Raw genomic sequence first — 15,527 nt, 5'->3', positions numbered from 1 at the left:
ACTACAAAAGAAAGACTCATCCCCATCATGATCCGCACCACCCGTACCTCCCGTTCCACCCACAACTCCCGTTCCACCGGCACTTCCCGCACCGTGCGCTCTGCGCGCCCCGTTCGCTCCGCCGCTGCGCTGGCACTACCGCTGGTCCTCTTCCCAGCGACTCTGAGCGCCTGCGCCGACAAGGATGCATCCAACACCATCGAGGTCACGCAAACCGACGACGCCTGCACCCTGTCCAGCGCCGACCTGTCCACAGGCTCTAATACGTTCACGGTTACCAACAATGGCTCCAAGATCAACGAGTTCTACGTCCTCACCGATGGCGGCCGCGTGGAAGGCGAAGTTGAGAACATCGGACCGGGCGCGACCCGCAAGCTGGTGGTCGAGCTCCGCGAGCCCGGCAAGTACCAGGGACTGTGCAAGCCCGGAATGGTCGGCGCAGGCATTGGCACCGACATCAACGTCACCGGCGACGCGGTCTCCGCCGCCGAGGGCGACGAAGCGCTGCAGGAGGCCGTGGATAACTACGTTTCCTACGTCCGCTCGCAGACGAAGAACCTGAAATCCCGGACCGCTGAGTTCGTCAATGCAATCAAGGCCGACGACATGGAAAAGGCCAAGGAGCTCTTCGCGCAGGTCCGCACCCCTTACGAGCGCATCGAGCCAGTCGCAGAATCCTTCCCGAATGACCTCGACCCGCGCATCGACCTGCGCGAGGCCGATATCGCCGACGGAGACGAATGGACCGGCTTCCACGCCATCGAAAAAGATCTGTGGAAGAACAAGAAGATCACGGACAACACCAAGAAGCTGGCCGATCAGCTCTCCAAGGACGTCGACGAGCTCGTCGAGGGCGTGGAATCCAAGGACTTCGACGTCACCCCGGTACAGATCGCCACGGGCGCTCTGGGCCTGCTGGACGAGATCGCCACCTCGAAGATCACTGGCGAAGAGGACATCTTCTCCAAGACCGACCTGTGGGACTTCCAGGCCAACTTGGAAGGCTCCAAGGCCGCCATCGCCGCGCTGGAAACCCCGCTGGAGCAGCGCAAGCCCGGCAAGCTGGACGAGATCAACAAGCGCTTCGATGAGGTTCAGGAGCTTCTGAACGGCTACCGCAAGGGCGACGGGTTCGTGCTCTACGACACGGTGAGCGAATCCGAGCGCAAGAAGCTCTCTGGCGCCCTGGACCACCTGACCGAGGCCGTCTCCGAGGTTCAGACCATCATCGCCGGCTAAGCCACGCTGTCCCCTGATCCCCCAGTTCAGGACTCCCCATTTCCGGGGCACCGGTTTTCGCCCGATCTCCAGCCATTACCCGTCTCAAGAAGAAAGCCATACCATGTCCGCCGAATCCCCTACTCCCCGCGAATCCGCCGACTCCGCTGCTAGCGCTAGCAACGCTGGCGCTTCCAACCACGCCGTCGCTAACGGCAGGAACGCCGCCGGCGCTAACGGCACGGGAATCTCCCGCCGCCGATTCCTCACCGGGCTGGGAGTTGGCGCCGGCGCTGGAGTGCTCGCCACCGGAGCGGGAGCGATCGCCGCCGACAAGGCCAACGTTGGTCCGTTCGGGCAGAAAGATGCGGCTGAGGGCGTCATACCTTTTAGGGGCGAGCACCAAGCCGGCATCGCGACCGCGCAACAGGAACACCTGCATATCGTCGCGTTCGACGTAACCACCGACAACCGCGACGACCTGCGCGATATGCTCACCGAATGGACCGGCATGGCCGAGCGCATGGTGGCCGGCGAAACCGCCGCGCCGCTGCGCGAAGACCAACGTAGTGACGCCGCCCAGTTCTGGGTACCCGAGGATTCCGGCGAGGCGATCGACCTCGGCACGAACAACCTCACGCTAACGATCGGCTACGGGCCCAAACTCTTCGACAAGCGCTTCGGCCTGGCAGGTCGGCGCCCCGAGGGATTCGAGGTCATGCCGAAATTCCCCTCCGACCAGCTGGTAGACAAACTGTGCGACGGCGACATCGTGATCCAGGCCTGCGCCGACGACCCGCAGGTGGCCGTCCACGCCGTGCGCAACCTGGTGCGCGCCGGCAGCGGCGTGGTGGAAGTGCGCTGGTCGCAGCTGGGATACGGCCGCGCCAGCTCCACCACCCGCGAGCAGCAAACCCCACGCAACCTCTTTGGTTTCAAGGACGGCACCCGCAACGTGGTGGCGGAGGAAACCGAGGAAATGGATAAGTACATCTGGGCCAGCGACGGCAACGGAGCCGGCGGGCAGGACTGGATGGCAGGTGGCTCGTACCTGTGTGCCCGGCGCATCCGCATGCTGCTGGAAACGTGGGATAGGCAGTCGCTGTCCGACCAGGAGCACACCTTCGCCCGCTACAAGGACAACGGTGCGCCGATTGGTACAGACGACGAGTTCGCCGATGTGCCCTTCGACCTGACAATCGGGCGCGAGGCCGCGATCCCGGAGGATTCGCACGTCTTCCTTGCACACCCCGACAACAACGACGGGCAGCGCATGCTGCGGCGGGCGTACAACTTCGTGGAGGGGTCGGATAACTTCGGCCACCTGTCGGCGGGGCTGTTCTTCATTGCCTATGTTGCAGACGCAAAAAAGAGCTTCATCCCAATTCAGATGAAGCTCTCGCGCAACGACAAGATGAACGAGTACGTGCGCTACGAATCCTCGGCGATCTTCGCCTGCCCGCGGGGGCTCGGCGAAGGTGAGGACTGGGGCGCCCAGTTGTTCGGCTAGCCGGGGGCGAGCCTGCACCCGGGTCGCCGGCCGCTGGACGGTGAGCCCAGGATCGCGGGTTAGAGGTTCAGAACGAACGCGTTGGAGGCGTTCAGCTCTGCCTTGACCTCTTCGACTAGCTGCTGGTCCAGTTCCTCACTCACGCGCAGAACCAGAGTTGCAGCCTGCTCATCGTCCGTCGGGGACAGTGCAGCGGCGTCGATGTTGATGCCCTTGTTACCCAGCAGCGTACCGACCTTGCCCAGCGCGCCCGGCTGATCCGGGTATGCCAGGAACAGGTTCGTGCCGGTGGCTCGCAGGTCCAGGCCGCGGTGGTTGATACGGACGATCTTCTCCACGTGCTCCAAGCCGGTCAGCGCACCGGCGACGGTGGCGGTGGTGCCGTCTGCGGCGACAACCTGAACCTCCAGGATAGAGCGGTGGCTGACGGACTCGTCCTGAGTCTGTACGTCCAGCTCCACGCCGCGCTCTTCAGCGATCTGCGGGGCGTTGACAAAGGTGACCTGCTCGTCGATCACGCCGGAGAACACACCACGCAGGCCAGCCAGACCCAGCGCGTCGACGGACTCGGTAGACAACTCGCCACGAGCGGTGACGGTCACGGTGTTCGGAGCGCTGTTCAGCAGCTCGGAGGCAACGCGGCCCAGGTTGGTGGCCAGGTTCAGCCACAGGGCAACTTCCTCGGAAACCTTGCCGCCGGAGACGTTCACGGCGTCCGGGACGAAGTCGCCGGCCAGGGCCTTCAGAACGGATGCGGCAACATCGGTGCCCGCACGGTCCTGTGCCTCCACGGTGGAAGCGCCCAGGTGCGGGGTAACGACGACCTCTTCCAGCTCGAACAGTGGGGAGTCGGTGCACGGCTCGGAGGCGTACACGTCGAAGCCGGCGCCGCGGATGTGGCCGGACTTGATGGCCTCCGCCAGGGCCGCCTCGTCCACCAGGCCGCCGCGGGCGGCGTTGATGATGATCTGCCCCTTCTTGGACTTTGCCAGCAGATCCGCGTCGAACATGCCCGCGGTTTCCTTAGTCTTCGGCAGGTGGATGGTCACGAAATCGGAGCGGCCCATCAGCTCTTCCAGCTCCACCAGCTCCACGCCCAGCTGTGCGGCGCGAGCGGGATTGGCGTACGGGTCGTAAGCGATGATGTCCGTCTCGAAAGCGGCCAGGCGCTGTGCAAACAGCTGGCCGATGTGGCCGAAGCCGACGATGCCGACGGTCTTGCCCAGGATCTCCACGCCCTTGAAGGAGGAACGCTTCCACTCGCCGTCGCGCAGGGTCTTGTCGGCGGCGGGGATCTGGCGGGCGGTGGACAGCAGCAGGCTGATTGCGTGCTCGCAAGCGGAGTGGATGTTGGAGGTCGGAGCGTTGGCGACCATCACGCCGCGGGAGGTGGCGGTGTCGATGTCAACGTTGTCCAGGCCCACGCCAGCGCGACCGACGATCTGCAGCTTCGGTGCTGCCTCGAGCACCTCGGCGTCGACGGTGGTTGCAGAGCGGACCAGCAGCGCGTCCGCGTCTGCGACTGCCTTCAGCAGTTCGGGGCGGTTCGGGCCGTCGACCCAGCGAACCTCGACGGAATCGCCGAGGGCATCGACGGTGGACTGGGACAGCTTGTCGGCGATGAGGACTACCGGACGGGTGTTACTCACGAATGTTTCTCCCTAAAGTGCGACATTGCCTCGCCCACGCCGAAACGACCGCGCCGACGCGGGAAGGGACCACGCCATCCAAATGTGACGTGCGACCCTTACAGCATAGCTCTTACCTCTGTGTCACTCAGCATTGCATTAGAGAATTGCTGTACCGCTCTGTCTGCATCGAAATTGACGCCAATCAGTACCACCTCACTCGAGGGAGTTAGCCCCACCTGGCGCCACCCGCCGGCCGGTTGTATCCGCAGGTCAGGACCAGCCTGGTGCCACACCTGAGCGAGCTCCGGACGGTCGGCGATCCAGCAGTATCCCTTGGAACGCACCAACCCAGTTGTGGAGCGCAGCGCCTTAATCAGCCTCTCCCTGTCGAAGGGGCGGTCCCCGCGGAAGACAACGGAGCTGATGCCGTACTCTTCCGTCTCTGGGGTGTGCGGGTTCTCCAGCTCGTCGAGGTAGCCCTCGTAGGCGCGGGCCGTCGCCTCGTCGTAGAGGTGCGCGCCGAGAATGTCATCTACCGCCGACCGCCCTGCGCTCGCAACACCAGGAGCTTCAACATTGCCAGGCTCACATGCGTTAGTCGCTGCGTTGCGCGCTGCATTACTCGCCGCACCGCTTGCCGAACCTCCGGACAGGTCGGTGACTATGCGGCCGTGGAGAAGTTTCTCGATGCGCGCCCGCGGGTTCATTCGGCGCAGCAGCGCTACCGTCGCGCGGTAGCGCTGCTCGCTGACAAGGTCCGCCTTGGTGACGTAGATGACGTCCGCGAATTCCACCTGATCGACCAGCAGATCCGCGATGGTGCGTTCGTCGTCCGCAGTCGCCTGCAAGTCCGCTTCTGTAAGCAGCTTCTTCTGCCCTATTTGCGGCAGGAACTGGGCGGCGTCAACAAGAGTGACCATAGTGTCGATCGGCGCAACGTCCGCGAGGCGAGTGCCGTCCTCCCAACGCCATTCGAAGGTTGCGGCGACGGGCATGGGCTCGGAGATGCCGGTGGATTCGATGACAATGTGGTCGAAGTCGCCACTGCGTGCGAGCGTGCCAACGGATTCCACCAGATCCTCGCGCAATGTGCAGCAGATGCAGCCGTTGGTGAGCTCGACGAAGCGGTCTTCGCCGCGCGTGAGGTGGCCTTCCCCGGCGATGAGGGCGGCGTCGATGTTGATTTCCGAGAAGTCGTTGACGATCACCGCGATGCGACGGCCACCTCGGTTGGCAAGCAGGTCGTTGAGCAGGGTTGTCTTGCCCGAGCCGAGGAAACCGGACAGCACCGTGACGGGCGCGGGTGTGCGGCCGGATGAATGGCTATGTGTATGTCTCATAGCCCGCCACCCTACACGTTATTGCAAGTGGTTTTCATTAGCGGCTTGAGGGTGGCGCTTCAAAGTATCTCTAGCGGACTTGCTTCTAGAGCCTCTAGCGAGCCCTTAGCGATACGGAATCGGCAAGACACGGCCCGTTTCGGGGTCCCGCGCCTCCAGGCAGGAGATTCCAAAAAGCTGCTCCACGAGCTGCGCAGACATAACTTCCTCTGTCTCCCCCGCCGCCAGCACCTGACCGTCACGCATAGCGACGATGAAATCGGCGAAACGAGCCGCGTGCGTCATATCGTGCACGACCATCACCACAGTTCGACCTGCGGAATTGAGATCTCGCACCAAATCCAGAATCGCGATCTGGTGCGCGGGGTCGAGGTACGTCGTTGGCTCGTCAAGGAGCAGCACCGGGGTCTGCTGAGCCACAGTCATCGCCACCCACACACGCTGACGTTGACCGCCGGACAAGTCCGTCGCTGGAACGTCCAGCAGGGAGGTCACCCCGGCGCGCTCAGCTGCCTCCTCCACCGTGCGGTGGTCTTCCGCTTTTAACGACGCAAACGCACCGGTATACGGGTACCGGCCGTACGCGATAACTTCCCGCACACTCACCCCCTCGGGAGTAACTGGCTGTTGCGGCAAGAAGGAAACGTGTCGGGCAAACTCGCGCGCGCTCATCTCGTGGATCGTGCGATCGCCTAGGTAGACCCGCCCCTTCGAGATTGGTTGTTGACGCCCCAACGCTCGCAACAGCGTAGATTTTCCGCAGCCATTCGGACCTATAAGGGCTGTAACCTTCCCCTCCGGAACCTGGAGGGAAACGTCTCGCAGGACATCTGGGCCGCCGTAGCTCACCGTGATGGCCTCGGCGTGCAAGGCAGGTGTGCTCATCGGGAACTCCTTTCAACTGTCGTGGGTATTGCGCGGGCCTCCGCTGGACTACGAGATACACCCGCTGGGGTGCGGGACATCCGCAGCAGAAGATAAATGAAGTACGGGGCGCCGACAACGGAAATCAACGCACCCACAGGGATTTCGGTGGGTGCAAATGCCCAGCGGCCAAGGGCGTCACAAAAAACGACCAACCCCGCGCCAGCCAGCGCAGACACTGGCACCACTCGCCTGGCAGCACCGCCAACTAGCAGTCGAGCAGCATGCGGCACGATTAGTCCTGCGAATCCCAACACCCCCGCCGCAGCCACAGCGGCAGCTCCCAACAGGATCGCGAACAGCACCGCCACGGTGCGCCACGTTCGCTCACTGACACCTACTCCCGCCATGGCAGAAGAGTCCAGGTTCAGCATGTCCAGGTGCCTCGAGAGCACGATGGCTACCACGATGACTACCAACACCACTGGCCCCACTACTTGCGCATCCGCGAGAGTGCGGGCGTAAAGCGACCCCTTAAGCCAGGTCATCGCCGCGCCCGCTTCCGGAGCAGCCTTGACCAACAACAGTTGAGTCAGCGCGCCCAGACCCACAGAGACCGCTACGCCAGTGAGGGTAAGCCGCACCGGATCCGTTGCTCCTCGGCCCGCGAGCACCAGCACCAGGCCTGCACCCACCAGTGCACCGATAAAAGCCACGGGAGTCAGTGCCTGTGCCGGCAAGGAACCGACACTCAACAGAGCTGCCACGGCAGCCAAGCCCCCTCCTGCGGTGACACCCACAGTGTCCGGAGCTGCCAGCGGATTACGCAGGGCTAGCTGCAGCAACGCGCCGGAGACCGCCATCGCTGCACCAGCGAGGATTCCCACGAGCACACGGGGCATCCGGTAGCGCCATATGAGTTTCCCACCGGTGAAGAGGTCGTGGATCGTCTCTGCCGGGGGCTTCATGACGGCGCCGACGCTTAATCCCAGGACGATCGCGAACGCCAGCAAAGCCAGCAGCGCTGCATACACGGCTATAACGCGGGGCGCGCCGGCATTAGTACGCCGCGGCGCTATAGCAACTTCCCGCGGCGCCGCAGTATCACCCTGCGGCGCCGCAGTGTCATTCTGCAGCGCTGCAGTGTCACGCCTCGGCGCTGCAGTTCCCGGCTGGGAAACGCCCCTCCGGAGGATTCGTTTGCGATTCAGCCTGCGGTTCATCAGCGCCCACCTCCTGGTCGCAGCCGATTAATACCCCACAGCAGCAAAGGCACGCCTGCAATGGCAGTAACCACGCCCACTGGAGTCTCCGCCGGCGCCCACAGAGCCTGCGCAACGGAATCCGCCACCAGCAGAACCACCGCGCCCACCACTGGGGCGATCACTAAGCTCAATCGGTGACGCGGGCCTGCCACCCGATACGAGACGACCGCCGCCATCAAGCCAAGGAAACCAATGGGTCCAGCAGCCGCAACTGCCGGCGCGATCAACAGCACTGCGCCCACCACTGCCAAAATGCGCAGACGGTGGGGGTTCGCGCCGACGGAAGACGAGAGGGCGTCACCAGCAAAAAGCGTATCCAGCCCCCGACCAGCAGCAATAGTAAACGGCAGAACCACCGCCACAGCAATAATGCAGGGCACTACATCCGGGAAACGAACCCCACCCAAGCGGCCCGAAAGCCACGACAGCACGGTCGAAAGCTGAGCCTCATCGATGACCAAAATGATCGCGGTACACGCCGAGAACAATGCAGAAACGGCTATGCCGAGCAAAATCATCCGCTGCACCGACTGAGCACCAGTCGGATCCCCCACCGTCACACGCATCCCGATACCTACCGTGATCGCAGCTCCAAGCGCTGCACCACACAACGCCCCCGGCAACACAGCTGCGCCCGACACAGATCCCGTGATCGTCGTGCACAGCACAGCGCCGAAAGCCGCACCGGAATTCACGCCGGTGATTTCCGGATCCGCCAGCGGGTTGCCTGTAGCCGTGCGAAGCAGCACGCCTGCCGCGCCCAAAGCCATGCCGATCACCGTCGCTGCCAAGAGCCGGTCGCGCATGACGGAGTGCATCTCCCCCGCGAGTTCTGGCGCGTTAGTCGGCACCTCCACGCTGCTCATGCGCCAGACCCATACCGCAAGAATGACAGCCAATCCCAGCGCCAGCAGAATCGCTAGTTGTGTAAGGCGTGGTTTTAGCCCTCGTTGCACTTAACTTCCTTCGGTCGTAAACGCACGAAGGTGCGCCTACTTACGAGCGTTCTCCGTTTCAATGATCTGATCCAGCATTGCCTCTGCGGCCAGCGGGCCACGAGAACGGGACCAGGTGTCCTGCTCCACGTCCACGATGTCCTTCACCACATCCTTATATGGGCTGGACTTAAAGCCCTCGATGTCGTTGTACAGGTACATCCGGTCCAGCTTCATTGAGGGGAGCTTATCACCCGTCATTTCGGCAACGTCAGTCTTGGACTCGATAGCGGTACGGGAACCGTCGTAGCCGTAGACGTAGCCGGCGTCAGAAAGAAGAGAGCCTGCAAAGGAATCCTTGATCCAGGTGTAGAGAGTGCCCTTCGACCATCCGACCAGCGCTGCACGAGTGTTCGGCTTGACGAGCTTCTTTGCCTCTTCGACCTTGTCTTCGATACGCTTGCGCACTTCCTTAGCTTTATCTTCCTTGCCCAGCTTCTTTGCGATGTCATCCATGGAGTCAAGGACGTCGGTGTAGCTGGAGTCGCTGTAGGACTTCGTCCCTGCAATTTCCTCCAGCTGCGGCATGATCGATTCCTGCCGCGTTGGGCTAGCGAGGATCAGATCGGGCTCAAGAGACTGAATGACCTCCAGGTTCGGCTGCTTTGCCTGTCCAACCGATTCGATGCCCTCGAGCTTGCCCTCCAGAGTCTTCGGCCCGGCGGACTTGCCGATCTCTACAATGCCGACAGGCTTTACGCCCAGCGCCTCGAGGATTTCCTCATATCGCCAGTCCAACGCGACCACCCTTGGCTCGCCGTCTTTACCGCCTCCACCGTTGTTACCGTCACCGGCGCCACAGGCAACAAGGGCCGTGGCTCCGAGAATCGTCGCAACAAGAAGAGCAAAGGTACGGCGCAGAGAGCGACGCTGAGAGTTTCGAGAGTTCATCATTCCCCAGACGCTATCAGAATTAGGTTACCCTAAGCAAGGTGAACCTACCCTCTCAGGTCGGCTCCGGTTGCTAAGAGTTTCGTCAACCGTTAGCGGTCGTTATCGACCCAGCCGGCGCCGGCCGATATCGACCCAGCCGTTGGCGGTCGTTGTTTATCCAGCCGTTGGCGGTCGTTGTCACCCCTGCCGTTGGCGGTCGTTGTTTACCCAACCGCCCGCGGCCATTGCCTATCTATCCGCTAGCAAACGTTCTGCGAGCCCTCGTGGTTAGCGTGGCTGGCGCGCTCCACCTGAATGGTGGCGTGCGCGATCCCCCGCTCCTGCAGCGCGGCCTGTGCAGCACACAGCACCGCGGCCGGATCGCGCCCTTCCGGAACCACCAAGTGCACGGAAGCCAACGCGCTCGTGCCATCCAGCGACCACAGGTGGAGATCATGCACGTCCAGCACGCCGTCGACCTGCCGCAGCAAAGCATCAACCTCAGCGGGCCGGTAGCCCGGAGGCGCCTGCTCGAGCAGAATGCGCAAGGCCTGCATCATCAGCTGCCAGGCGCGCGGCAACACCAGTGCGGCAATCACCAGCGAGGCGATAACATCCGCATACTGCCAGCCGGTCAGAATGATCACGCCACCCGCCACTAGCACCGCGACGGAACCCAACATATCCGCCAGCACGTGCAGGAATGCGCCCTGGACATTGACCGAATGCTCCCGCTGGCGATTAAGGATCCACGCGGAAATGATGTTGGCTAGCAGGCCGATCACCGCGACGATCATCATCGGACCGGCCATGATCTCCACCGGCTCGCTGAGGCGCTGGAACGCCTCGACCACTATCCATGCCGAAATTCCCAGCACAGTGACAGCATTAACAAGCGCGGCGAGCACCTCCACCCGGCGATAGCCGAAGGTCGCCTGTGCGGTTGCGGCCCTGCGACCGATCAAAATGGCAACGACTGCGATGATTAGGCCGGCGGCGTCCGAAAGCATGTGCATCGCATCGGCCAGCAATGCGACGGAGCCGGTGATCAGACCGCCGATCACCTCTGCAAAGAAGACTGTGCCAGTGACGCCAAGCACAATGAGCAGCGCGCGCAGCGGAGCATCCGTCGGCGCGTGGGAGTGCGAATGCCCGTGCGAATGCCCGTGGCCAGAGTCGTGGGACTGTGCATGGCCGGATTCGTGCGAATGTGCATGGCCCCCCTCAGATACGCCGGCGGGCGCGGGCGCGCTGCCAGCGGTCGACGCGGGCGCGCCGCCAGCCGCAGGCGCGGACTCGCTGGAACGCGCAGAACCGTGGCGGCGCACGTCGGCACCACCACGGTCCTGTGGTTGTTGCTGAGCTACGCTTGCGGGGTCGTTCATACCCTCACTTTAGGCAGCCACATCCCTTATTGGCAACTTACTGAAAACAAAGACGGGGGACCAGAACGGCTCGCCATTGGCGGCCGGAACATGGGCTCCCCGCTAAACAGATTCCAAATTCAGAATCCATAAACTTGGAAATCTAAAGCATTCAGTTATTCAGCCAGACCGCTTTAAGCAGGCCGCTTCAGCCGAGCAGTTTCGGCCGAGCAGTTTCGGCCGAGCAGTTTCGGCCGAGCAGTTTCGGTCGGGCAGTTTCGGCCAGGCCGTTGTGACCAGGCCGCTTTAGGCGGTCTCGGCGCGAGCGTCGACCTTGACCCAGCTCATCAGGTCGCGCAGCTTGGCGCCGGTCTTCTCGATCTGGTGATCGTTGTAGGAAGCGCGCAGCTCCTCCAGCTCCTTGTTGCCACCCTCAACGTTGGCAACCAGGCGCTTGGTGAAGGTGCCGTCCTGAATGTCGGTCAGAATGTCCTTCATGCGCTTCTTGGTGTCCGCGTCGATGACGCGCGGGCCGGACAGGTAGCCACCGAACTCAGCCGTGTCAGACACGGAGTAGTTCATGTTGGCAATGCCACCCTCGAACATCAGGTCCACGATCAGCTTCATCTCGTGCAGGCACTCGAAGTAGGCCATCTCCGGCTCGTAGCCAGCCTCGACCAGAACTTCGAAACCGGTCTTGATCAGTTCTTCGGTGCCGCCGCACAGAACGGCCTGCTCGCCGAACAGGTCGGTAACGGTCTCCGCCTCGAAGGTCGTCGGGATCACTCCGGCGCGCGCACCACCGATGGCGGCTGCATAGGACAGAGCCAGGTCGCGGCCGTTGTTCTTCGGGTCCTGCTCAACGGCGATCAGGCACGGAACGCCCTTGCCGTCGACGAACTGGCGGCGAACCAGGTGGCCCGGACCCTTCGGGGCAACCATGCCGATGATGATGTTGTCGGCCGGCTCGATCAGCTTGAAGTGGATGTTCAGGCCGTGGCCGAAGAACAGTGCGTCGCCGTCGTTCAAGTTCGGCTCGATGTCCTCGGTGAAGATCTTCGCCTGGGAGGTGTCCGGAGCCAGCAGCATGATCACGTCTGCCCACTCCGCAGCCTCTGCGTTGGTCTTCACGGTAAAGCCGGCTTCCTCAGCCTTGGCGCGGGACTTGGAGCCCTCACGCAGGCCGATAACGACCTCCACGCCAGACTCGCGCAGGTTCTGGGCATGTGCGTGACCCTGGGAGCCGTAGCCGATGATGGCTACCTTGCGACCCTGGATGATCGACAGATCAGCGTCGTCGTCGTAAAAAACATCAATTGCCATGGGGAGCTTCCTTTCGTTGACTGTCTACCTTTATAGCAAACTTTATTTCATTTGGTGAGATTTTGGCGTCCACATAGTGGACTGTTGCGGGCTGTTGCCCTCTTTCGTAGGTAGTGACGCCCACCCGGCTGCAAGCTGAAGGCGTCACCAAAGAACCTAGAGATTCGCCGGATACATGGCGCGAGGACCGCGACTGATCGCAGTCGGCGACGCCTCGACAAGCTCGCGAATCCCGAACGGCTCCAAAACGTCCAGCAGAGCCTGCAGCTTCGACGGCGTGCCGGTGCACTCGATGATCACCGACTCCGGCCCAACATCCACGACGTGCGCGCGGAACAGCTTCGCGGACTCCACCACCTGCGTGCGGTTCGAGTTGTCAGCAGAAACCTTCACCATCATCAGGCCGCGGGAGACGATTGACTCCGGATCGTGGCGCGTGACCTTAATAACGGGGATCAGCTTGTTCAGCTGCTTGGTGATCTGCTCCACCACGTGATCCTCGCCCTCGACGATGATGGTGATGCGGTTGATGCCCTCAACCTCCGTGCGGCCAGAGCTGATCGAGATGATGCTGAACGCGCGGCGGGTGAACATGCCGGAGATTCGCGAGATGATGCCGTCGACGTCCTCACACAGGACGGACAGGGTGTGGACCTGTACCTTGTTCGTGCTCATTAGTCTTCTTCACCTTCCTGGGTGACCTCGTGGATCTCCGCGGGCGATTCTGCCGCCGAGGATTCCTCGTCGAACAGCGGCCGCAGGTTGCGTGCATACTGGATTTCCTCATTGGACGTGCCGGCGGCGACCATAGGCCACACCTGCGCATCCTCGCCGACGATGAAGTCGATGACGACGGGACGGTCGTTGATCGCTTCCGCCTTGCGGATGGTCGGCTCTACATCCTCTGGCTTGGTGACGCGGAACGCCGCGCAGCCCATGGACTCAGCCAACATCAGGAAGTCCGGCAGGTAGGTTTCTCCCGGCTTCAGGTTGGTGTGCGAGTATCGCTGGTCGTAGAACAGCGTCTGCCACTGGCGGACCATTCCGAGGTTTCCGTTGTTGATGAGCGCGACCTTGATCGGCAGGTTCTCCACCGCGCAGGTGACGAGCTCCTGGTTGGTCATCTGGAAGCAGCCGTCGCCGTCGATAGCCCAGACGGAAGTGTCCGGCTTGCCGGCCTTTGCACCCATGGCGGCGGGCACGGAGTAGCCCATCGTGCCGAGGCCACCGGAGTTCAGCCAGGTGCGGGGGTTTTCGTAGTCCACGAACTGCGCCGCCCACATCTGGTGCTGTCCCACGCCGGCGACGTAGATAGCGTCCGGGCCGATGGTCTTGGATAGGGTCTCGATGACGTACTGCGGGGCGAGCTTGCCGTTGGGCTGCTCGTCGTAGCCGCGGGGGAAGTCCTGCTTCAGCTTATTGAGGTAGTTCAGCCAGCCGGCGGTAGCGGGCTTCTTCAGGTCCAGGTTCCGCATCGCCTGGTGGAGTGCGGCCAGTACCTCGCGGGCGTCGCCGACGATCGGCACGTTGGCTTCGCGAATCTTGCCGATCTCCGCCGGGTCGATGTCGGCGTGGATGACCTTCGCATCCGGGGCGAAGCTATCCACGTGGCCGGTAACGCGGTCGTCGAAGCGGGCGCCGATGGTGATCAGCAGGTCGGAGCGCTGCAGAGCCGCGACCGCCGGGACACTTCCGTGCATGCCGGGCATGCCCATGTACAGCGGGTGGGAGGCCGGGAAGCTGCCCAGTGCCATGAGGGTGGTGACAACTGGGATGTCGTTGGCTTCTGCAAATTCCAGCAGTTCTGCGTGCGCTTCCGCCTTGATCGCGCCGCCGCCGACGTACAGCGTCGGGCGCTTCGCCGCACTTATCATGCGCACGGCTTCCTCCACCTGGCGCGGGTGCGGGCTAGTGACCGGACGGTAGCCGGGCAGCTCGTATTTCGGCGGCCAGTTGAACTCCAGCTCTGCGTTCTGAACATCTTTCGGGATGTCCACCAGTACCGCGCCAGGGCGGCCGGTTGCGGCCACGTGGAAGGCCTCGGCGATGGCGCCGGGGATGTCCTCGGGGCGGGTCACCATGAAGTTGTGCTTGGTGATCGGCATGGTCACGCCGCGAATGTCCGCCTCCTGGAAGGCGTCAGTACCCAAAAGACCCTTACCGACCTGGCCCGTAATAGCGACCAGGGGCACCGAGTCCATGTTGGCGTCGGCGATGGGGGTTACCAGGTTCGTTGCACCCGGGCCGGAAGTTGCGATGCACACGCCGACGCGGCCGGTGGCCTGGGCGTAGCCGGTGGCGGCATGGCCGGCGCCCTGCTCGTGGCGGACGAGGATGTGGTTCAGCTTCTCGGAGTCGTACAGCGCCTCGTAGAGCGGCAGCACAGCACCTCCGGGCAGGCCGAATACGACATCGGTGCCTAGCTCTTCTAGGGAGCGGACTACGGCTTGCGCGCCGTTAATTCGCTCTGGCCGCTTGCCGCGGGGGTTGTTCGCCAAGGTGGCGGGGCTGGGTTGCGAGCGTGATGTGTGTGTCACGTTTTCCTTCGCTCCTTGAGTCCTTGAATCCGTCCTGCCTTCAATTCTCTGCCCCTTCACTTCCCAGTTGCCCGCCGCCGCGCCACGCGCCGCAACGCAGCGCAGTGCCACGCGCATCAGCGCCACGCATTGCCACGCGTCGCACGCCGCAGCGCTCGCGCCTCAGCGCTGCGCATCAACGCAGCGCCACGCAAAGCTCTGCAGTGCCCCGCAGTGCCACGCGCATCAGCGCCACGCATTGCCACGCGGCGCACGCCGCAGCGTTCGCACTTCGGCAAGCTGGCGTCACCAGGAAGCGATAGAGCCGAAAATCTTCGGTGTGGAATCGCTTGTTCGGTTAGGTGCATGTCCTCCACACAACAAAAGCCCCCAACTTGCCGACGCTGCTGCGTCAGTTGTCGGGGGCGCCGTGTCGAGCTCGACGAGGTAGCTAGTGGCGCCCCTCGATAATGAGTACTCGTACTAGTTGCGTGAATTCCATGGCTCTAAATTTAGCGGCTTCCGTGAAAGTAGTCAAGCCGTTGACCACTCGTTTCCCAAAGTATGATGCCCCCGTCTCACCTACTGGACAGCTCAAAACGCCCCCGACCTGTACTTCATCCCACCC

Annotated in this window: 12 protein-coding genes; 2 read left to right on the top strand and 10 right to left on the bottom strand. The window is 62.8% G+C overall.

Features of this window, described 5'->3' with window-relative positions:
* The first annotated feature begins 27 nt into the window (after positions 1 to 27).
* Positions 28 to 1,239 carry an iron uptake system protein EfeO gene (gene efeO / locus MHX66_RS09600; RefSeq protein ID WP_239202596.1) on the top strand — a complete coding sequence of 404 codons (1,212 nt, stop codon included), beginning with the start codon at positions 28 to 30 and terminating at the stop codon, positions 1,237 to 1,239.
* Between the two features lie 103 nt (positions 1,240 to 1,342).
* Positions 1,343 to 2,728 carry an iron uptake transporter deferrochelatase/peroxidase subunit gene (gene efeB / locus MHX66_RS09595; protein ID WP_239202594.1) on the top strand — a complete coding sequence of 462 codons (1,386 nt, stop codon included), beginning with the start codon at positions 1,343 to 1,345 and terminating at the stop codon, positions 2,726 to 2,728.
* 59 nt (positions 2,729 to 2,787) lie between these two features.
* Here the strand turns inward: efeB and serA are convergent, their stop codons facing one another.
* From serA to MHX66_RS09545, 10 genes are all read right to left on the bottom strand, one after another.
* Positions 2,788 to 4,377, bottom strand: coding sequence for a phosphoglycerate dehydrogenase (gene serA / locus MHX66_RS09590; RefSeq protein ID WP_239202586.1), 1,590 nt, complete (start codon positions 4,375 to 4,377; stop codon positions 2,788 to 2,790).
* A gap of 98 nt (positions 4,378 to 4,475) precedes the next feature.
* Positions 4,476 to 5,699, bottom strand: coding sequence for a GTP-binding protein (locus MHX66_RS09585; protein WP_239202574.1), 1,224 nt, complete (start codon positions 5,697 to 5,699; stop codon positions 4,476 to 4,478).
* A 105-nt stretch (positions 5,700 to 5,804) separates the two neighbouring features.
* The gene (locus MHX66_RS09580) at positions 5,805 to 6,584 is read right to left on the bottom strand and encodes an ABC transporter ATP-binding protein (RefSeq protein WP_239202572.1); all 780 of its coding nucleotides are present in this window, start codon (positions 6,582 to 6,584) and stop codon (positions 5,805 to 5,807) included.
* Positions 6,581 to 7,786 carry an iron ABC transporter permease gene (locus MHX66_RS09575; protein WP_239202570.1) on the bottom strand — a complete coding sequence of 402 codons (1,206 nt, stop codon included), beginning with the start codon at positions 7,784 to 7,786 and terminating at the stop codon, positions 6,581 to 6,583. Before MHX66_RS09575 ends, MHX66_RS09580 begins: the two co-directional genes overlap by 4 nt.
* A complete protein-coding gene (locus MHX66_RS09570; protein ID WP_173362240.1) occupies positions 7,786 to 8,694 on the bottom strand; it encodes an iron ABC transporter permease in 909 nt (302 codons plus the stop codon). Before MHX66_RS09570 ends, MHX66_RS09575 begins: the two co-directional genes overlap by 1 nt.
* A 126-nt stretch (positions 8,695 to 8,820) precedes the next feature.
* Complete coding sequence (locus MHX66_RS09565) at positions 8,821 to 9,717, bottom strand: ABC transporter substrate-binding protein (RefSeq protein ID WP_239202564.1); 897 nt, start codon at positions 9,715 to 9,717, stop codon at positions 8,821 to 8,823.
* 239 nt (positions 9,718 to 9,956) lie between these two features.
* The gene (locus tag MHX66_RS09560; RefSeq protein WP_239202562.1) at positions 9,957 to 11,081 is read right to left on the bottom strand and encodes a cation diffusion facilitator family transporter; all 1,125 of its coding nucleotides are present in this window, start codon (positions 11,079 to 11,081) and stop codon (positions 9,957 to 9,959) included.
* 285 nt (positions 11,082 to 11,366) lie between these two features.
* Positions 11,367 to 12,383 (bottom strand): ketol-acid reductoisomerase, encoded by a 1,017-nt coding sequence (ilvC, locus tag MHX66_RS09555; protein WP_034979133.1) that lies wholly within the window; start codon positions 12,381 to 12,383, stop codon positions 11,367 to 11,369.
* 156 nt (positions 12,384 to 12,539) lie between these two features.
* Positions 12,540 to 13,058, bottom strand: a complete 519-nt coding sequence (ilvN, locus tag MHX66_RS09550; protein WP_005292872.1) for an acetolactate synthase small subunit — start codon at positions 13,056 to 13,058, stop codon at positions 12,540 to 12,542.
* The gene (locus tag MHX66_RS09545; protein WP_239202560.1) at positions 13,058 to 14,920 is read right to left on the bottom strand and encodes an acetolactate synthase large subunit; all 1,863 of its coding nucleotides are present in this window, start codon (positions 14,918 to 14,920) and stop codon (positions 13,058 to 13,060) included. Before MHX66_RS09545 ends, ilvN begins: the two co-directional genes overlap by 1 nt.
* Positions 14,921 to 15,527: the final 607 nt, after the last annotated feature.

This window comes from Corynebacterium sp. ACRPH (genome assembly GCF_022347285.1).
In the GTDB taxonomy this organism is placed as follows: Bacteria; Actinomycetota; Actinomycetes; order Mycobacteriales; family Mycobacteriaceae; genus Corynebacterium.
This window is presented reverse-complemented; position numbering and strand designations above follow the sequence as displayed.

Coding starts and splice junctions, on each gene's coding strand:
- efeO (WP_239202596.1), top strand. CDS start 28: ATGATCCGCACCACCCGTACCTCCCGTTCCACCCACAACTCCCGTTCC.
- MHX66_RS09585 (WP_239202574.1), bottom strand. CDS start 5,699: ATGAGACATACACATAGCCATTCATCCGGCCGCACACCCGCGCCCGTC.
- ilvC (WP_034979133.1), bottom strand. CDS start 12,383: ATGGCAATTGATGTTTTTTACGACGACGACGCTGATCTGTCGATCATC.
- ilvN (WP_005292872.1), bottom strand. CDS start 13,058: ATGAGCACGAACAAGGTACAGGTCCACACCCTGTCCGTCCTGTGTGAG.
- MHX66_RS09565 (WP_239202564.1), bottom strand. CDS start 9,717: ATGATGAACTCTCGAAACTCTCAGCGTCGCTCTCTGCGCCGTACCTTT.
- MHX66_RS09560 (WP_239202562.1), bottom strand. CDS start 11,081: ATGAACGACCCCGCAAGCGTAGCTCAGCAACAACCACAGGACCGTGGT.
- efeB (WP_239202594.1), top strand. CDS start 1,343: ATGTCCGCCGAATCCCCTACTCCCCGCGAATCCGCCGACTCCGCTGCT.
- MHX66_RS09580 (WP_239202572.1), bottom strand. CDS start 6,584: ATGAGCACACCTGCCTTGCACGCCGAGGCCATCACGGTGAGCTACGGC.
- MHX66_RS09570 (WP_173362240.1), bottom strand. CDS start 8,694: ATGAGCAGCGTGGAGGTGCCGACTAACGCGCCAGAACTCGCGGGGGAG.
- MHX66_RS09575 (WP_239202570.1), bottom strand. CDS start 7,786: ATGAACCGCAGGCTGAATCGCAAACGAATCCTCCGGAGGGGCGTTTCC.